Below are 17,120 nucleotides of genomic sequence, written 5' to 3' on the forward strand. Positions count from 1 at the left end.
CGGCGCGCCGTTCGCACAGACGATGGCGCGGCAACCGCAGGCGGAACGGGCGCGCATCGCCCGTCCGCTGGCGGGCTGCACCCGGCCGCCAGCCCGCAGCCCTGGATGACGCGCCGCCAGTTCATCCGGAGCGCCGTGGGCGTGGCGCTGGCCGCCGCGGTGCTGCCGTCCTTTTTCCGCTGGATGGGCAGCAGTCTAAGTCTGAACGCCGGCACGGGCAACATCGCCGCGGACGAAACGGACGCGAACCGCATGCTCCCGGCGCCCCAGCCGCTGCCCGGACTCGGCGAACGTCGTCGGCGGCGGCGCCAAGGGCAGCTTCCGCCTATATACGGTGACGCCGCTCCCGCACTTCGACTCGGACAGCTGGCGCTTCACGATCGACGGACTGGTCGACAAGCCCGCGACGTGGACGTGGGAGCAGTTTCTGGCGATCAAGCGCAAGGTGCAGGTCAGCGACTTCCACTGCGTCACCGGCTGGTCGGTGTACGGCAACACGTGGGAAGGCATCCCGCTCGCGCAGCTGCTGGACGCCGCGGGCGTGCGGACGAACGCGCAGTTCGTGAAGTTCTATTCCGGGGACGGCGTGTACACCGATGCGTTGTCCCTTGAGCAGGCGAGGATGAAGGACGTCCTGGTCGCCGTGCTCCACGACGGCAAGCCGATCCACCGCGACTACGGCGGTCCGGTCCGTCTGATCGTCCCGGGCATGTACGCTTACAAGTCGGTCAAATGGCTGGACCGGATCGAATTGATCGACCGTCCCCACATCGGATACTGGGAGGAGCGGGGCTACGACAACGACGCATGGGTGAAGGCCTGACGGCCCTCACCCCGTTCGTGTCACGCTTTATTCGGCTGTGCTCGCCTTGTTCGCTTCGTTCGCGCCGTCGGCTTGAACCTCCGACTGCGCTTTTTTCATGAGCGCCTCCGCTTCGGACTGAATCGCCTTGTAGGCCTCGTCTTCCGTTTCCTTTTCGTCGACAATGCTGCGGATATGCCCGTTCACCGATTCGGCGAACGATTCGTCGAAGCTGCCGGGACCTTGCGGCTCCCCGAAGTAGTAGCGGTCGATCGAATTGGTCGGACGCAGCGCGTAAAACGGTTTGTAATCCGGGTCCTGCTTCCATTCGGGATACTCCGTTCGAACGGACAGATCCATGCCGCCCACCATGCCGCCGATCGCGGCCTTCGCCTTGCCGACAGATGCGGACATAAAGTAGGAAAGTACTTCCCAGGCCTCTTCGGCATGCGATGCGGCGGCGGGAATGGCGAATATCTCGTACACCTGCACCTCCCCGCCGACGGCCGGATCGGAGCTGCGGGCGGGGACCGTGACCGCGCCCCAGTCGAACTTCGGCTTGCCCGACTTCAGATTCGCCATCAGGTTATCGTCGTCGATCGTGATCGCGGCTTTGCCTTGCTTGAACAGATCGACGGCCTCCATCGCCGCTTGATCGACGTACGATGTGCCGTCGGTCTCCCGGGCTTGCGGCCAGGAGGGGACGAACGTGCCGCGCTTGTAGGCGGCGGCGACCTGCTTGAACAGCCGCTCCCATGCGGGCGAGTCGAAGGTGACCGCGCCTGTCTTGGCGTTCGCGTAAGTCAGTCCTTCGGTGCCGGCGATGCGCTGCAGCAAGTCGAAGGGGCCGCGGAGCCAAGGGATATGCAGTCCGACCTCGCCTTTTTGCAGGCGTTTGTCCTGCATGACGCGGTCGGCCAACGCGATCGTCTGCTCCCAGCTCATGCCGTCCGTCGGGTAGGGAATGCCGAGCCTGTCGAACATGTTTTTGTTGTAATACAACGCGCTGGCATGGAAGCCGGGGCCGATCCCGTTGAGCGGGCCGCCGTCCTCGCCGCGAAGGAAATCCAGCGCGCCGGGCGTTACGCCTTCGGTCAGCTTCGACTTGTTCTGCGCGGACAATTCCTCCAGATTCCGGAGCTTGTCCGCGTTGCGCAGCAGCCGATAGTCGGGAATGCTCAGGATCAACAGGTCGGGCTTCTCCTTGTCCATAAAGGCGGCCATCGTCTTGTCGTCGTAAGCCTTATAGTCGTTCTCCGGCTGCATCGGCACATAGCTGACGTTCCAGTCCGGGAAGCGGGCTTCGATAAAATCCCTGAATTTCATGTCGTACGCGGAAGTTTGGCAGCAGGCGATGGTGAGCGTCTTCGGCTCGTTCGGCGTTTGCCTGCCGTTCGCGCACCCCGACGCGACCGCGAGCAGCAAGGCGAGCGTCATCAGCGCGGCGAGCCGCCTCATGGCTTCGCCTCCGGCTTCGCCTGCGCGTCGCGAATCGTTTGCGCGGCTTTGGCTTGCAGCGCCTTGAGGAGCTCCGGCACGTCGAGAACGCCGTCGTTCAAGCTCTGCATCCTGCCGTTGGCTTCGGTCCAGATGGCGCTCGCGACGCGCCGGTAGGACGGATCGGCATTGCGAGCGGCGGCGTCGAGCACGCGCGACGGATCGACCTCGGCGCGGTAAAACACGGCGGAACGGCTGTCGGCTGCCGCGGCGTCCGCCGCTACCGTAGGCAAGGCGTCGCCGTGCGGGAGGCGGACCAGCCGGTTGGCCTGCGACGGACTCATGATGTACTTCAGCAGCTCCCAGGCGGCGTCCGCATGGGGCGCTTTTTCGGGAATGGCGAATACGAACGGGATCTCGAAAGCGCCGTCTGTCCCGCGCGACCCTTCGTCCGTCGGCGGAGACAGAACGCCCCAGTCGTCCTCGCCGAGTCCCATTTGGGAGCCGGCCTGAGCGATGTTGCGGAGATACGAGCTGGAGCCATACGTCAACGCCGAGCGGCCGTTCAGAAACGGATCGTGCGCGTACAGCTCCTTCATCTCGACGCTGCCTTCCCATTTGAGCGGGGGGCTCGTTGCTGATCCAGCCCTCCTGATGGCCGACGGTCAGCTTGGTCCAGATGGCGCTCCAGGCCGGCGTGTCGACCGTCGCGGCGCCCAGCTTGGCATCGGCGAAGCGCAGTCCCTGGCTGCTGCCGATCGAATTGGCCTCTACCCAGATCGCGGAGTTATAGCCGAAGCTGAGACCGTAGACCGGCTTTCCGTTTTTTTGAAGCCCCTGGAACCGCGCGGCCGCGTTCATGACTTCGTCCCACGTCATGCCGTCCGTTGGCTCCGGAACGCCGTTTTCCCTGAACAGCTTGCGGTTGTAATACAGCGCGTAGCCCGTAAATTCGGGGGCGAACCCGTAGAGCCCGCCGCCGCCGGCTTCGCGCATGGTTTGCTTGACGGCCGTCTGCCAGCTGTCATCGTCGATCCCGTCCCGCTTCATCCACGCGTCCAGCGGCTTCAGCAGGCCGGCATCAGTCAGCTCGGGCAAGTAGGCGAGCGGAACCTGAACGAGATCGGCCGGATTGTTTTCCAACTGCTTCTTGAATGTATCGATGCCCGGCGTCAGGTTGTATAGATTGGCGCTCTTCCCCCGGGTATTCCGCATATTCGAATCTGACCGACGGATGACGGATAATAAAGGGCTGGCCGTACAAGGACATGAAGCCGCTATTGTCCCAATACATAATGTTCAGCGTCGTCGTCTCGGTCTCGCTGATCACCGGCTTCGCCGCTTCTTCGCGCTTCAACAGTTCGGCCAGTTCGCCCCGGAAGACTGCTGCTCCTGCGATCAGCAGCGCGACGACGGAGGCCGCCGCGACGCGTCTTCTGCGCCTGGCTCGTCGTTCCAGCATTCTGATGCGCTCCTTCACTTTTTTTGATCGTCGGGGTGCCGAAGCCGCCGGAGCCGAGCGGCAGGTCCGACAGCGTGCGTTCCCAGCGGTCGCGATCGTCCGTCATGCTCGTCCGCTCCCTTCTTCTTCGTCTTCGCGCCCTCGTTCGAATTGCTTGTTCATGGCGGCCCGCGCCCTGTGAATGCGCGATTTGACCGTTCCTTCCGACACCTGGAGCAGCTCGGCGATCTCGGCCATGCTCAGGCCGTGGTGCGCCTGGAGCAGCAGACTCTCCCGCAGCTTGCGCGGCAGTTCCATGACCGTCCGCCATATTTCCCGCTGCCGATAGGAGCCGAGCCATTCGTTCTCCGCGGATATCTGGGATTCGCGAACCGGCATGACCGCCGGCAGGCGAATGCGGCGATACCAGGCCGACTTGAAATGATCCAGCGCCGTATTGCGCGTGATCTTCAGCAGCCAGGCGCGGGCGCCCGATTCGCCGCGGAACGTATGCAGGCTCTGATAAGCCTTGATAAATACGTCCTGCGCGATATCTTCGGCCGTCTCCCGCTTGCCGGTCATAAAGAAGGCGTAATTCCATACGTCGCGGCCGTAGGTGAGCATAAGCTCCTCCAGTACGGCGTCGCGGTCGACGCCTTCGGTCATATGCTTCAAATAGTCGTGATCCAACGCATCCACCTCTTCTCCGTCGACGGCCGCAGCCGCTGCGGAGCCCCTGTGCATTCTCGTTTTCATAGTAGCCTTCCGGCGCCGTCCGGGGAAGACCGCTTCGCATTCTCCTTTGCCCGATGATCGTGCGGCCGGCACATCTAAGGAACGAGGCGCGTCGGCAAAAGTTCCCTGATTCGCTTCGCCGATTTTCCGAGAGCGTGAACGTTGTGGGCGAAGGCGGGGGTATGGTAGGGTAGAGAGACTTGCGGAAGCACGGCAAACAGAGCGGCATGGAGCCGCTCCGCGGGGGTTCCGATGGGATGGACCGCGACGGGTCAGTCGGTCTTTTTCTTTTTCTGCGGCGTCGGAGAGACGGATTTCGTATTTTCCAACGTGTCATTGACGAACGCCATATCCTGGTTTTTGGCCGCCATGTTCGTCGTTCCTTTGTAATTGCCTTTGCGGCTGTCGTTTTCCATGCGAATCCTCCTTAAACTTCTGCGATTATAGGCGAAGCGGCGACCAGTCGTCAGCCTCTGCGGCGCCTCGCGCTTCAGCTTAGGTTAACCGAATTGAAGGGGCTGTTATCCATCATGTCATGCACATCCAAGGGCCGGCGGATTTTCGTTTTCATTATCGCGTTCGCGGCGGCGCTCGCGCTGACGGCGTGCCGGGGCGCTGCGCCTGCGGAACCGGCGGCCGATTCGTCATCGACCGCCTCGCCGTCCGAGGCTGCTGGAGCGTCGCCTTCCGCCGCTGCCGGGGCAGCTGCCGCGCTGATCGAGCAGGCCCGAGCGGCCATGGCGGACGTCGGGCGCTACGCCTTTACGCTGCATCTCGTTCAGAAGCTGAGCGGCGGGGCGGCGGCCGCCTCGGCGTTCGAGGTGACCAACGCCGGCAAGGTCGAGCGTTCGCCGCTCAAACTCGACCAGACGATCGACAGCGTGCAGGACGGGGAAAAGTCCTCGCTGCGCGCGATCCTCGTGCCGGGCGCCTACTACGTGTACGATCCGTCCTTCGAAGAATGGGGCAAGCTGTCCGACGAGCAGGCGGCGGATATCGCGCGGACGCTGTCCGATTACCAGATCGATCCGGCTGCCGCATTGTCTTCGGCCGCTTCGCTCGGCGCCGGCCTTTCGCTCGCCGTCGAAGCGGGGCGGGACGTCGTCAGCTACGAAGGGAAGGGGCCAGAGGCGCTGGCATTTCTCGAAAACATCCTGGAGGGCACGCTCGACCTCGGCAGTCTGGACGAAGCGGCGCGGAAGAGCATCGCATTGAAGTCGCTTTCCGCCAGCTTTACGCTGGACGCGGTCACGCATTTGCCGCTTGCCTACCGCATCGCGTCGGAGATGACGATCGAATACGAGCCGGGCTCGCCTTCCGCGCTTAGCCAATTGTTCGAAGGCACCTATGCCAAGCATGGGGAGACCGAAGCCATCGTCGTTCCGGAAGCGGCGCAGGCTGCGCCCGAGCTCGATCCGCCGATCGACGATCCGGCGGCGACCGAGGGGGATATCGGGACGTTGGACGATTTGGACGAGCTCGAGGGGCTTGATTCGTATTGAGGATTTTGGGAGGAGAGGCTCGATTCGTATGGAGGATGGCGGAGGCCTTTGGCTTGGAAGGTTGAGGTTGCCGGTAGCGAGGTTGGTGGAGCTGAGGTTGGTGGAACTGAGGTTGGTGGAACTGAGGTTGGTGGAACTGAGGTTGGTGGAGCTGAAGTTGGTGGAGCTGAAGTTGGTGGAGCTGAGGTTGCTGGCCAGGTGGACGCAGGTCCCGGGCTTCCGTTATAATGTCTGAAGTATAATTGAACCGTGAACGGCCGTCCGGCGCTACTCCGCGAGGGCCGCGCGAAGTCAGGAGTGTATAGCGAATGCCACTGTCCTGTGGTATCGTCGGCCTGCCGAACGTCGGCAAGTCGACTTTATTCAATGCCATCACCCAAGCGGGTGCCGAGATGGCCAACTATCCGTTTTGCACGATCGACCCGAACGTCGGCGTCGTCGAAGTGCCGGACGAGCGTCTGCAGAAGCTCGCCGATATCGTTACCCCGAACCGGATCGTGCCGACCGCCTTCGAATTCGTCGACATCGCCGGCCTGGTCAAGGGCGCGAGCCGCGGCGAAGGCCTGGGCAACAAGTTTCTGGCCAACATCCGCGAAGTCGACGCCATCGTGCACGTCGTGCGCTGCTTCGTGGACGAGAATATCACTCACGTATCGGGCAAGATCGATCCGATCAACGATATCGAGGTCATCAACCTGGAGCTGATTCTGGCGGATATCGACTCGGTCGAGAAGCGCATGGATCGCTCCCGCAAGAACATGAAGGGCGGAGACAAGAAGTACGCCCAAGAGGTCGAGGTGCTGGAGCGCATCCACGCCGCGCTGCTCGAGGAGAAGCCTGTCCGCAGCGTCGAGCTGTCGGACGAGGAACGCCTGCTCGTGCGCGATCTGCACTTGCTGACGATCAAGCCTGTGCTGTACGCAGCCAACGTGAGCGAGGGCGAGGCGGCGAATGCCGACGCCAACGAGTACGTGCAGCGCGTCCGCGAATTCGCGGCGGCCGAAGGCTCCGAGGTCGTGCCGATCAGCGCGCGCGTCGAATCCGAGATCGCCGAGCTCGAGGGCGAGGACCGCGAGATGTTCCTCGAGGAGCTCGGCTTGACCGAGTCCGGGCTTGACCGCCTGATCCGCGCTGCCTACAAGCTGCTCGGCCTGTACACTTACTTTACGGCCGGCGTGCAGGAAGTGCGCGCATGGACGATCCGCAAGGGCACGAAGGCGCCGCAAGCCGCCGCCGTCATCCACACCGACTTCGAGCGCGGCTTCATCCGCGCCGAGGTCGTCTCGTACGAGGACCTGGTGAACGCAGGCTCCATGAACGCGGCCAAAGAGAAGGGCCAGCTTCGCCTCGAAGGCAAGGAGTACGTCGTCGCCGACGGCGACGTCATGCATTTCCGGTTTAACGTATAGGCGAGCTGCGCCGCTAAGCGAAACGAAGAAGCCCGGGCGGGATGCCCGGGCTTTCCTTGCGTTACGCGACACCGCCGCACAATTCGGCAACGCAGCAGGCTAAGACCTCGAGTTATGCGATACCGCCGCACAATTCGGTCTCGCAGCGGGTCAAGGCAGCGAGTTATGCGATACCGCCGCACAATTCGGCCCCGCAGCCGGCTAAAGCTGCGAGTTATGCGATCCCGCCGCACAATTCGGTCTCGCAGCAGGCTAAGACCTCGAGTTATGCGATCCCGCCGCACAATTCGGCCTCGTAGCCGGCCAAGCCCGCGAGTTATGCGATCCCGCCGCACAATTCGGCCCCGCAGCCGGCCAAGCCCGCGAGTTATGCGATCCCGCCGCACAATTCGGCCTCGTAGCCGGCTAAAGCTGCGAGTTATGCGATCCCGACGCACAATTCGGCCCCGCAGCCGGCCAAGCCCGCGAGTTATGCGATCCCGCCGCACAATTCTGCCCCGCAGCGGGTCAAGGCAGCGAGTTATGCGATCCCGCCGCACAATTCGGCTACGCAGCCGGCTAAGACATCGAGTTACGCGATCCCGCCGCACAGCACCGCCCCTGCAGCCGGCCAAAACCGCGATTTATGCGATCCCGCCGCACAATTCGGCCTCGCAGCCGGCCAAGCCCGCGAGTTATGCGATCCCGCCGCACAATTCGGCCCCGCAGCCGGCCAAGCCCGCGAGTTATGCGATCCCGCCGCACAAATTCGGTCTCGCAGCGGGTCAAGGCAGCGAGTTATGCGATCCCGCCGCACAGCACCGCCCCTGCAGCCGGCCAAAACCGCGATTTATGCGACCCCGCCGCACAATTCGGTCCAGCAGGCCGGCCAAGCCCGCGAGTTATGCGATCCCGCCGCACAATTCTGCCCCGCAGCGGGTCAAGGCAGCGAGTTATGCGATCCCGCCGCACAATTCGGCTACGCAGCCGGCTAAGACATCGAGTTACGCGATCCCGCCGCACAGCACCGCCCCTGCAGCCGGCCAAAACCGCGATTTATGCGACCCCGCCGCACAATTTCATCAAACCAACCATCTTCCGCTTCTTTTTCTTCTCGATAATTCCCGTACCGGGCCGCCGCCCAATAACTTAGGAAGCATTTGAATACAATAACAGCAGCGTTAATCGTCCAGGTAGGTCCGATTGAACTTGGCGAGCAGCTCGCCGAAGCGGGTCCGCTCGTCCTCGGTCCAGCCCTTCAGCAGCTCGTCGATCCGTTCGGTGCGCTGCGCCCGCGTCTCTAACAGCATGCGGCGTCCTTCTTCCGTGAGCTGGTAAAAGTAAGCCCTGCCGTCTTCCGGATCGGGCATTTTGTAGACGTAGCCTTTTTGCTCGAGCGCGGACGTCTGCCTGCTGACGGTGGAGATGTCTAGGCGAAATTCCTCCGCGAGCGCCTTGACGCCGGCCGAGCCGTGCGACTCGATCTGACCAAGCAGCAAATAGGCGGAGCGATCGAGCGTTCCGAACTTGCGGCTGGTCGTGATCGAAGTGAGGCGGCGAATCAGAAGGGCGATCTCGAGTTCGATGCTGGTATTCGTTTCGTGACTCACGGCTCTCACCACCTTGCTGCTTTTCTGTTCCCCATCGTACCATATGGACCACGCATTTCAAGCGGAGGGCGCGGCTTGGGGATTGACTTTTCGCAAAGTAGTTGTATAATACACTTAAATGTTTAGTTTTGCAATACAACTAATTGGAGGGGGCTGTCCATGCTAGCTCAAGACATCATGATCAAGCAGGTGTACAAGGTCAAAGAGAGCGACACCGTACGCCGCGTGATCGAAAGGTTCATCGAGCACGGAATCAGCGGGCTGCCCGTCGTCAACGATCGCAACGAGATCGTCGGATACGTCAGCGACGGCGACGTCATGCGGTACATCGGCAAGCACGAGGACCGGTACGTCGACTTTTTTTTATGCATCCATCCTGATCCAAGGGGATAACGAGCAGTTCGAAGAACGCGCCCGCAGGCTGCTGGACCTGAACGTCATGTCGATCGCCAAGACCAAGGTAGTCAAGGCCATGTGGAACGACGAGGTCGAGCATATCGCGGCTATGCTGGGAAAAAAACAGATCAAAAAAGGTGCCGGTCGAACGGGACGGCGTTCTGGTCGGCATCATCAGCCGCGGCAATGTCGTTCGCCACGCGTTCGAGAATTTGCTATAAGGCCAATCGCTTCAACGTTCGCATTTCATAACCAAAAGGGGACCTTCATCTCATGTCATCCACATTCAAAGCATCCCCGGCCGCATCCCCGTTGGCGCCGGAAGGAAGCTTGCTCAAGCAGCCGCGCGCCGTATGGGCGGTCGGCTTTGCCTGCGTCATCGCGTTCATGGGCATCGGTCTCGTCGACCCGATTCTGCCTGCCATCGCCAAACAACTGGAAGCCTCGCCAAGCGAAGTTTCCTTGCTCTTCACCAGCTACAATGCCGTCATGGCCGTCATGATGCTCATCACCGGCGTCATCCAGTCCCGTCTCGGCATGAAAGGAACGCTGCTCGCGGGCATCGTTATTATCGCTGCGTTCGCCGCTCTGGGCGGCGCTTCAGACGGGATCTGGGCGCTGATCGGTTTGCGCGGCGGCTGGGGCCTCGGCAACTCGCTGTTCGTCGCGACCTCGCTGACGGCGATCGTCTCGCTATCGACGGGCAGCGTCGCCCGCGCGATCATTCTGTACGAGGCCGCGATCGGCCTCGGCATCTCGGTCGGACCGCTGATCGGCGGCGAGCTCGGATCGATCTCCTGGCGGGGCCCGTTCTTCGGGGTGGCCGTGCTGATGGTCATCGCGTTTATCTCTCTGGCGTTCACGATGCCGAAGACAAACAAGCCGGCCGGATCGTCCGGTCGCCCCAAGGCTTCGCTTGCCGATCCGTTCCGCGCGCTCAAGCATCGCTCGCTGCTCGTGTTCGGACTCGGCGCATGCCTGTATAACTTCGGCTTCTTTACCTTGCTGGCCTATGCGCCGCTCGTACTGGACCACTACTTCGGCTATGACGCGCACGGACTGGGCTACATTTTCCTCGGGTGGGGCGTTCTGCTTGCCGTCACTTCGGTATTCATGGCGCCGATGCTCCAGCGCAAGTTCGGCACGCTCAAGTCGATGTACGCCATGCTGACGCTATTCGGCCTCCTGCTGTTCGCGATGGGCATCTGGACGACGACCGAGTGGGTCGTCGTAGGCGCGATCGTATTCGCCGGCGCGCTGCTGGGCAACAACAACACGCTCATCACGACCGCGGTAATGAACGCAGCGCCCGTCGAACGTCCGACGGCTTCCGCGGCCTACAGCTTCCTGCGTTTTATCGGCGGCGCCATCGCGCCTTACTTCGCCGGCAAGCTCGCCGAATGGTACAACCCGCACGTGCCGTTCGTCGTCGGCGGAGCTTTCGTTCTGGCCGCCGTCCTCGTCATCCTGCTGAACCAACGTCACTTGCTGCACGTCGACAAAGCCGGCGCGCACTAACCAGCCGTCTGTCTCGGCCGTTTCCCGGCTTCTTCGGGGAGACGGCCGTTTTGCTACCGTGCAACCTTTGGCGCCGGGCGCTCGTCTGGGGGGGATGTACAATTACTGCCTGACTTGCCTTAATGGCCGCCGCCAATCGGGCGGTTTCGCGTTAAGGCAACGCAACCTAGAGAGGAGCATCTCCTATGAAACTTAAAAAGAAATCCGTTATCCTGCTCACCGCCGCCGGTATCCTTGGCGCTTCCGCGGTCGCCGGCGCCGCCGGCCTCACCCAGAAGGTCAGCGGCCTCCTGCGCAGCGATATCCATGTGTCCGTCAACGGCGCCGCATACGGCTCGATCCAGCCGGTCTACATCGACGGCAAAGCATACGTGCCGCTGCGCGACACCGCGGTCGCTCTCGGCTACGAGCTCACCTGGAATCAGCAAGCCAAGCAGTTCGACTTGACGCCGAAGAAGGAGGAGCAGGCGCCCGTGGACGCTTATATTTTGAACACCGGCGTCGTGACTGACGCGCAGACGGCGAACGGCCTGACGAGCTTGAACGTTATGGGAAAGGGGGCCGCGGGAACTTTCGACTGGATTGTCGCCAAGGTGGACAAGGACACGCTCATCGTGGACGAAGCCGGCGCCGTCAAGACGGCTGCCGACCTCAAAGCGGGCTCGCGCGTCGCCGTCGAGTACGGCCCGATGGTCGCGCTCAGCTTCCCCGCCCAATCGCATGCGGCCAAGGTTACGCTGCTCGGCGAACGTTCGATCAAGGAGGACAAAGTCGGCGCCGTCAACAAGACGGACGGCGGTTGGCAGATTCAGCTCGGCTCGGGTACGGGCGATGCGGCCATCTCCAACCTGGTGCTGAACGTCGGCGCGGACACGTTGATCGTGACGTCGATGGGCGAGCCGATCAAGGCCGAGGATATCAAGGTCGGCGACAAGGTGCGGGCGTACTACGGGCCGGCGACGACCAGGAGCATTCCGCCGCAAAGCGCGGCTGACACGATCGTGGTGCTGCCGGCGGACGGGAAATAATCGGACGGGAAGTTGGGGCACGAAGTTGTCCTGCAATTGTTAAAGCGGAGCGGTCCCGGGAGGGGCCGTTCTTTTTTTGACGGGCAAATGCCTTCGCGTCGGGCGGGCGGGTGTGAGGCCGCGACGATCTTGCTATAATCGATCTAACAGGCACTTATTACGGATCGAAGAAAGAAGCAATGCGAATATGCGAAGACTTAGCGAAAATCACCAGGCCGGCGCCAAACTGTCGGACGTCAAGCTGTCCCGGGTTCTGCTGTTGTTCAGGCCGTACGTAGGCCAATTGGCGTTTATCTTGCTGCTATCTCTTGCGGCGACGCTGGCGGGACTGGCGGCTCCGCTCGCGACGAAGGAGCTCGTCGACCAGGCGATACCGAAGAAGGATGCCGGTCTGCTGCTGCTGTTCGCAGGCGTGATGGCTGCGAGCCCGCTCCTCAAGGGCGTTTTGAACGTCTGGCAGACGCATCTGAACAATAAGGTCGGCCAGAGCGTCATGCGGGATTTGAACGACCGGCTGTTCCGCAATTTGCAGCGGCAGTCGATGTCGTTCTTCACGAGATCGCGGACGGGCGAGATCGTTCAGCGCATCTCCGGCGACGTGCAGGCCGTGCAGGGCGCCATCACGGGCACGATCGTCAACGCGATCACGCAGGCGGTCACGCTTATTGCGACCGTCGTCATCCTGCTTCGGCTCGATTGGCGGCTGGCGCTCGTGTCGATGGTCGTCATCCCGGTTCTGCTGCTCCCCGCCAGACGAATCGGAGCTTTGCGCAAATCGCTCCGGCTGCGCGTACAAACGCTGCGCGGCGAGATGTCCTCCCATCTCTCGGAGACGTTCGGCGTATCGGGTGCGCTGCTGACCCGCATTTACGGACGGGAGGAGGCTCAGGTTCGTAAATTCGGCGAGATGAACGACACGGTGAAAAGCATGGAGCTGAGGCTCGGACTCATCGGCAGATGGTACGGGATGGCGGCGGGCGTATCGAATCCGGTGGCGACGGCGATCGTGTACTTGTACGGCGGCTGGCTTGTGATTCACGGCGGTTTGTCCATCGGCTCGGTCATCGCGTTCGCTGCGTTGACCGGCCGCATGTACGAGCCCGTGTCCGGCCTGCTCGGCATGCATTTGGACTTGTCCGCGGCGATGGGCATTTTTCAACGCATCTTCGAATATCTCGATCTGAAGCCAGAGGTCGAGGATGCGCCGGATGCCCGGCCGCTCCAACGCGGAGGCGGTCTGGTGGAGTTCGAGGGCGTATCGTTCGCGTATGCGGCAGGAGGAGCGGCCGTTCTGAAAGAGATTAACCTGACTGCGCGGCCGGGGCAGCTGCTCGCGCTGGTAGGGCCGAGCGGTGCCGGCAAGACCACGCTGGCTGGTCTGGTCGGCCGGCTGTACGACCCGACGCGGGGAACCTTACGCATCGACGGGAGCGACATTCGCGGCGTGACGCTTGCTTCGCTGCGCGAGCAGGTTGGTTACGTGACGCAGGAGCCCTTTTTATTTTACGGCACGATCGCCGACAATCTTCGGTTTGCCAAGGAGGACGCAACGATGGCGGAAATGGAAGCCGCCTGTCGGCAAGCTTACATCCACGACGTGATCGCGGGACTGCCGCAGGGCTACGACACGAAGGTGGGGGAGCGGGGGGCATCGTCTCTCGGGCGGCGAACGCCAGCGGATCGCGATCGCGCGGGCAATACTGAAAAATCCTCGTATTCTCGTGCTCGACGAAGCAACCTCGCATTTGGACTCGCGTTCCGAGGCATACGTGCAAGAGGCGCTCGATCGCTTGATGGCCGGCCGCACGACGATCGCGATCGCGCACCGCCTGTCCACCGTTCGCGCCGCCGACGCGATCGCGGTAATGGACCGGGGCCGCATCGTCGAGCTGGGCGCGCATGAGGAACTGCTGTCGCGGGACGGCCTCTACGCCAAGCTGTACCGCACGCAGTTCGCGGAGACGCCGGCGGGCGCTGCGGAGTAGTTTGAAAAGCGGCACGGAGGAGCGGATAAGAAGAGGGGCCAAGGAGTGGGCGCCACAGGCGGCGAAGTTGGTGCCCGCATGGGTGGATAGGCACATATTCGAGCGAGTTGGGGGCGGAGATCGTGCCCATATGTGCGTATCGGCGCCTTTTTTGAGCGAGTGGGGGGGCGGAGATAGTGTCCATATGCGCGTATCGGCGCCTTTTCGAGCGAGAGGGCTGCGGAGATAGTGCCCATATGCGCGTATCGGCGCCTTTTTTGAGCTAGTGGGGGGCGGAGATAGTGCCCATATGCGCGTATCGGCGCCTTTTTTGAGCGAGTTGGGGGCGGAGATAGTGCCTGTATGCGCTTATCGGCGCCTTTTTTGAGCGAGTTGGGGGCGGAGATCGTGCCCATATGTGCGTATCGGCGCCTTTTTTGAGCGAGTTGGGGGCGGAGATCGTGCCCATATGCGCGTATCGGCGCCTTTTTTGAGCGAGATGGGGGCGGAGATAGTGCCCGTATGCGCGTATCGGTGCCTTTTTTGAGCGAGATGGGGGCGGAGATAGTGCCCGTATGCGCGTATCGGTGCCTATTTGAGCGAGATGGGGGCGGAGATAGTGCCCATATGTGCGTATCGGCGCCTTTCAGAGCAACCTTCGAGGCAGGTGCGGCCGAGATAACCGGAAAAACCGGCTAACGGAGCCGGCTATCTCGGCTCGCAGCTTCAGACGACCGGCGGCTCCATGCCCATGGCGGCCCATTCCTCGCGCGCCGGTCCGTATACGCCCGGCACCGACAATCCCGCCTGGCGCATCAGCACGGTCATCTGGCCCCGATGATGCACCTCATGCTGGATGACGGCGCGCAGTGTCAGGCCGTTCGGCCACTGCTCGCCGTACATGTCGCTCGACGCTGTCAGGTTGGCGTCGGTCCACTGGGCGCGCACGGCGTCGGAGACCTCGCGCGCGGTCCGCGCGTATGCGGCCGCGATCTCCGCCGCCGACCCCGGTACGATATGCTCGTCGCCGGGCGCCGGCAGCGAGAGTCCCGTGCGGACCAGCATCTCTTGCGGGCTGCAGGTCAAATGCCAGGCGAGCCGTCCTAGCGTCCGGAAGCCTTCGCCTACGCTTTGGGACAGCGATGCGTCGGTCAGCGTCTCCAGCAGCCGGCGCGTGCGGGCGGATTCGTTTTCCCACTCCTGAATGAAGCTTTCGATACTCGTGAACATAACCGTCATCCTCCCTGGATTTAACTGCGGCCGCCTGTCCGGGCAGGCGGCCGCTCCGTACGTTTCCAGTCCAGCATATCAACGAACCCCTGACAACTGCGTGTCAGCGACCGGATAAAGACGCAGTACTTCTTCTGCGCGTTCGCGAACGGCGGCGGCCAATTCGGGCGGCGATACGACGTAAGCGCTTGTGCCGAATCCCAGCAGCCACAGGTGCAGCCAAGGCTCGTCAGGCTGCGTCGCGCGCACGAGCAGGGAGCCGTCGGGCAGATCCTCCATGACCTGCGCGCCGTCGAGCGAGCCGAAGTAATCCTCCGCCCGCGTCCGCGCGGCCGGCGCGAACCGGACGACGATCTCTGTCACGCTGGCGCACGCCCCGTTCGATATGCCGCTCCATGTGAGCGGCCGCGCTTCCGGTTCTTCACGGCGCTCGAACGTCTCCTCCGTTCGCGTCAAATCCCTGACGCGCGACAGCCGAAACAACCGGAAGTCCTCCCGGATCAGGCAGTATCCGTACACGTACCAGACGAGCCCCTTGAGTACCAAACGCACCGGCTCGCAGCGGCGCTCGGAGCGCTCGCCGGACATATCCGTATAAGCGAAACGCACGATCTGCCGGTCTCTGATTGCCTCGCGGAGCAGGGCGACCTTCGCTTTGTCCCGGGCGCCGCCGCCCCAAGGGTTGATGTCGATGACCATCTGCTCCGATGCGTCGGCCAGGCGGTCATGCTCCGATCCGGACAGCATCGCGCCGACCTTGTCCAGCAGCCTGCCGATCTCCCGCTCCTCGAGCGTCGGCCGAATGCCCTTCAACGCGATGACCATCGCCTGCAGCTCCTCGAGCGTGAGGAACTGGCGCTCCAGCCGGTAACGCTCCATAATCTCGTAGCCGCCGCCTTCGCCCGCGTACGAAACGATGGGAATACCCGCTTGGCAGAGCGTCTCCATGTCGCGGTAGACGGTCCGAAGCGACACTTCGAACCGGTCGGCAAGCTCCTTGGCGCCGATCCGGCGCCTGCCGAGCATCAGCATCGTGATGGCCAACAGCCGGTCCAGCTTCATGCGGTGATCTCTCCTTTGCGTTTGCCTCGGCGCGGCGCCTTGTCTTGCCCGACTTCATGCGTCTGTCCGGGTTCCTTCGCCGAACCGCCTCCAAGCTCCCTCGCCAAACCGTCCGCGGCTTCCCGCGTGCCCGCCAGCTCTTCCAGAAACAACGACAACGGCCCGCTCACGTAGGCGTCCTTGCGGATGACGAAGTAAGTCCGGATCCGGTTGTACGGCTTCGGCAGCGAATGTACGCGCAGCAAGCCCTCCGCCGCGGCCTTGGCGACGACGCTAAGCGGGAGCAGCGAGATGCCGAGCCCGGCCGACACGCCGCCGACGATCGCCTCCAGCGTGCCGAACTCCATGATTCGGGGCTGCGACCAGGCGCGATCCTTCGTCCAGCGCTCCAGCACGGACCGATAGTAGCAGCCGTCCGTGAATACGAGCAGCGGCGCGCCGGCCAGCGCGTCCGTCTCGCTATGCTCCGCCGCGGACACCAGGACGATCTCCTCGTCGAACGCCGGTACGGCATGAACATCCTCGGGCCACGGTCCCGCCAGAAATCCGCCGTCGGCTTCATACCGCAGCACTTTTTCCAGCACCGCAGCCGAATGTCCCGTCGAAAGCGAAAGGTCGACGTCCGGATATTGGCGATGATAGCCGGCGAGCAGCTTCGGCAGACGCACCGCCGCACAGCTTTGCGTGGAGGCGATCGCGAGCGATCCGAGCGGCCCTTCGGGCGACGATACGGCTTTGGCCGCCTCGTCCAGCAGCCCGACGATTCGTCCGGCGTAATCCAGCAGCAGCTTCCCGTCAGCCGTCAGCGTCATGCCCCGGTTGTGGCGATGGAACAATGGCTTGCCTAGATCGGTCTCCAGCTGGCGGATGCGCGCGGTCACGTTCGATTGCACATAACCGAGCTTGGCCGCGGCGGCCGTCACCGTTCCCTCCAGCGCCACCGCCTGAAATACGCGCAAATCACCGCTCTCCATTCCCGTCATCCCCTTCTTAGCTATCACTCATGG

Annotated in this window: 16 protein-coding genes and 3 pseudogenes; 8 read left to right on the top strand and 11 right to left on the bottom strand. The window is 62.8% G+C overall.

What is annotated here, in order from left to right:
- Nucleotides 1–334: 334 nt before the first annotated feature.
- Nucleotides 335–823: a molybdopterin-dependent oxidoreductase gene (locus OMP40_RS40305; protein ID WP_338131201.1), complete on the top strand. Its 489-nt coding sequence runs from the start codon at nt 335–337 to the stop codon at nt 821–823.
- A 27-nt stretch (nt 824–850) separates the two neighbouring features.
- Here the strand turns inward: OMP40_RS40305 and OMP40_RS21855 are convergent, their stop codons facing one another.
- Together OMP40_RS21855 and OMP40_RS21860 are read right to left on the bottom strand one after the other, a co-directional pair.
- A complete protein-coding gene (locus OMP40_RS21855; protein ID WP_277534507.1) occupies nt 851–2,260 on the bottom strand; it encodes an extracellular solute-binding protein in 1,410 nt (469 codons plus the stop codon).
- Nucleotides 2,257–2,838, bottom strand: a complete 582-nt coding sequence (locus tag OMP40_RS21860; protein ID WP_277534509.1) for an extracellular solute-binding protein — start codon at nt 2,836–2,838, stop codon at nt 2,257–2,259. The genes OMP40_RS21855 and OMP40_RS21860 overlap by 4 nt, the downstream gene beginning before the upstream one ends.
- 71 nt (nt 2,839–2,909) lie before the next feature.
- Between OMP40_RS21860 and OMP40_RS21865 the strand changes: the two genes are divergently transcribed.
- Entirely contained in the window at nt 2,910–3,032 is a 123-nt protein-coding gene (locus OMP40_RS21865) for a hypothetical protein (RefSeq protein ID WP_277534512.1), read from the top strand.
- Here OMP40_RS21865 and OMP40_RS42095 read toward each other — a convergent pair.
- The 4 genes and pseudogenes from OMP40_RS42095 to OMP40_RS21880 form a co-directional block, all read right to left on the bottom strand.
- Nucleotides 2,981–3,382: pseudogene (locus OMP40_RS42095) on the bottom strand (ABC transporter substrate-binding protein); the annotation flags it as partial. The gene OMP40_RS21865 and the pseudogene OMP40_RS42095 overlap by 52 nt on opposite strands.
- Nucleotides 3,321–3,701 carry a hypothetical protein gene (locus OMP40_RS21870; RefSeq protein ID WP_277534514.1) on the bottom strand — a complete coding sequence of 127 codons (381 nt, stop codon included), beginning with the start codon at nt 3,699–3,701 and terminating at the stop codon, nt 3,321–3,323. The gene OMP40_RS21870 and the pseudogene OMP40_RS42095, both read right to left, overlap by 62 nt.
- 102 nt (nt 3,702–3,803) lie before the next feature.
- Entirely contained in the window at nt 3,804–4,436 is a 633-nt protein-coding gene (locus OMP40_RS21875) for an RNA polymerase sigma factor (protein ID WP_338131202.1), read from the bottom strand.
- Between the two features lie 251 nt (nt 4,437–4,687).
- A complete protein-coding gene (locus OMP40_RS21880) occupies nt 4,688–4,831 on the bottom strand; it encodes a hypothetical protein (RefSeq protein WP_277534516.1) in 144 nt (47 codons plus the stop codon).
- A gap of 114 nt (nt 4,832–4,945) precedes the next feature.
- Between OMP40_RS21880 and OMP40_RS21885 the strand changes: the two genes are divergently transcribed.
- Nucleotides 4,946–5,917 carry a DUF6612 family protein gene (locus tag OMP40_RS21885; RefSeq protein WP_277534518.1) on the top strand — a complete coding sequence of 324 codons (972 nt, stop codon included), beginning with the start codon at nt 4,946–4,948 and terminating at the stop codon, nt 5,915–5,917.
- A 132-nt stretch (nt 5,918–6,049) separates the two neighbouring features.
- On the opposite strand, the pseudogene OMP40_RS42100 reads toward OMP40_RS21885, so the two are convergent.
- Nucleotides 6,050–6,115, bottom strand: a pseudogene (locus OMP40_RS42100) (hypothetical protein); the annotation flags it as partial.
- Between the two features lie 110 nt (nt 6,116–6,225).
- Between OMP40_RS42100 and ychF the strand changes: the two are divergent.
- Nucleotides 6,226–7,326, top strand: coding sequence for a redox-regulated ATPase YchF (ychF, locus tag OMP40_RS21890; protein ID WP_277534520.1), 1,101 nt, complete (start codon nt 6,226–6,228; stop codon nt 7,324–7,326).
- A gap of 1,160 nt (nt 7,327–8,486) precedes the next feature.
- Here the strand turns inward: ychF and OMP40_RS21895 are convergent.
- Nucleotides 8,487–8,915, bottom strand: coding sequence for a MarR family winged helix-turn-helix transcriptional regulator (locus OMP40_RS21895; RefSeq protein ID WP_277534522.1), 429 nt, complete (start codon nt 8,913–8,915; stop codon nt 8,487–8,489).
- 159 nt (nt 8,916–9,074) lie between these two features.
- Here OMP40_RS21895 and OMP40_RS42105 point away from each other — a divergent pair, with 159 nt between their 5' ends.
- The 4 genes and pseudogenes from OMP40_RS42105 to OMP40_RS21915 form a co-directional block, all read left to right on the top strand.
- Entirely contained in the window at nt 9,075–9,308 is a 234-nt protein-coding gene (locus OMP40_RS42105; protein ID WP_420872006.1) for a CBS domain-containing protein, read from the top strand.
- A gap of 276 nt (nt 9,309–9,584) precedes the next feature.
- Nucleotides 9,585–10,829, top strand: coding sequence for an MFS transporter (locus OMP40_RS21905; protein WP_277534524.1), 1,245 nt, complete (start codon nt 9,585–9,587; stop codon nt 10,827–10,829).
- Nucleotides 10,830–11,014: 185 nt separating this feature from the next.
- Nucleotides 11,015–11,857, top strand: coding sequence for a stalk domain-containing protein (locus OMP40_RS21910; RefSeq protein WP_277534526.1), 843 nt, complete (start codon nt 11,015–11,017; stop codon nt 11,855–11,857).
- Between the two features lie 187 nt (nt 11,858–12,044).
- Nucleotides 12,045–13,385 (top strand): annotated as a pseudogene (locus OMP40_RS21915) (ABC transporter ATP-binding protein); the annotation flags it as partial.
- Nucleotides 13,386–14,547: 1,162 nt separating this feature from the next.
- On the opposite strand, the gene OMP40_RS21920 reads toward OMP40_RS21915, so the two are convergent.
- The 3 genes from OMP40_RS21920 to OMP40_RS21930 form a co-directional block, all read right to left on the bottom strand.
- Nucleotides 14,548–15,051 carry a DinB family protein gene (locus OMP40_RS21920; protein WP_277534527.1) on the bottom strand — a complete coding sequence of 168 codons (504 nt, stop codon included), beginning with the start codon at nt 15,049–15,051 and terminating at the stop codon, nt 14,548–14,550.
- A 78-nt stretch (nt 15,052–15,129) separates the two neighbouring features.
- Nucleotides 15,130–16,113, bottom strand: a complete 984-nt coding sequence (locus OMP40_RS21925) for a helix-turn-helix transcriptional regulator (RefSeq protein WP_277534529.1) — start codon at nt 16,111–16,113, stop codon at nt 15,130–15,132.
- The gene (locus OMP40_RS21930; RefSeq protein WP_277534953.1) at nt 16,110–17,087 is read right to left on the bottom strand and encodes a LysR family transcriptional regulator; all 978 of its coding nucleotides are present in this window, start codon (nt 17,085–17,087) and stop codon (nt 16,110–16,112) included. The genes OMP40_RS21925 and OMP40_RS21930 overlap by 4 nt, the downstream gene beginning before the upstream one ends.
- Nucleotides 17,088–17,120 lie beyond the last annotated feature (33 nt).

This window comes from Cohnella rhizosphaerae, from assembly GCF_029525575.1.
Lineage (GTDB): Bacteria > Bacillota > Bacilli > Paenibacillales > Paenibacillaceae > Cohnella > Cohnella rhizosphaerae.

Excerpts from the sequence above, each read along its gene's own strand:
- OMP40_RS21855 (WP_277534507.1), bottom strand. The coding sequence starts at position 2,260 with ATGAGGCGGCTCGCCGCGCTGATGACGCTCGCCTTGCTGCTCGCGGTC.
- OMP40_RS21860 (WP_277534509.1), bottom strand. The coding sequence starts at position 2,838 with ATGAAGGAGCTGTACGCGCACGATCCGTTTCTGAACGGCCGCTCGGCG.
- OMP40_RS21870 (WP_277534514.1), bottom strand. The coding sequence starts at position 3,701 with ATGCTGGAACGACGAGCCAGGCGCAGAAGACGCGTCGCGGCGGCCTCC.
- OMP40_RS21875 (WP_338131202.1), bottom strand. The coding sequence starts at position 4,436 with ATGAAAACGAGAATGCACAGGGGCTCCGCAGCGGCTGCGGCCGTCGAC.
- OMP40_RS21880 (WP_277534516.1), bottom strand. The coding sequence starts at position 4,831 with ATGGAAAACGACAGCCGCAAAGGCAATTACAAAGGAACGACGAACATG.
- OMP40_RS21885 (WP_277534518.1), top strand. The coding sequence starts at position 4,946 with ATGTCATGCACATCCAAGGGCCGGCGGATTTTCGTTTTCATTATCGCG.
- ychF (WP_277534520.1), top strand. The coding sequence starts at position 6,226 with ATGCCACTGTCCTGTGGTATCGTCGGCCTGCCGAACGTCGGCAAGTCG.
- OMP40_RS42105 (WP_420872006.1), top strand. The coding sequence starts at position 9,075 with ATGCTAGCTCAAGACATCATGATCAAGCAGGTGTACAAGGTCAAAGAG.
- OMP40_RS21905 (WP_277534524.1), top strand. The coding sequence starts at position 9,585 with ATGTCATCCACATTCAAAGCATCCCCGGCCGCATCCCCGTTGGCGCCG.
- OMP40_RS21910 (WP_277534526.1), top strand. The coding sequence starts at position 11,015 with ATGAAACTTAAAAAGAAATCCGTTATCCTGCTCACCGCCGCCGGTATC.
- OMP40_RS21920 (WP_277534527.1), bottom strand. The coding sequence starts at position 15,051 with ATGTTCACGAGTATCGAAAGCTTCATTCAGGAGTGGGAAAACGAATCC.
- OMP40_RS21925 (WP_277534529.1), bottom strand. The coding sequence starts at position 16,113 with ATGAAGCTGGACCGGCTGTTGGCCATCACGATGCTGATGCTCGGCAGG.
- OMP40_RS21930 (WP_277534953.1), bottom strand. The coding sequence starts at position 17,087 with ATGGAGAGCGGTGATTTGCGCGTATTTCAGGCGGTGGCGCTGGAGGGA.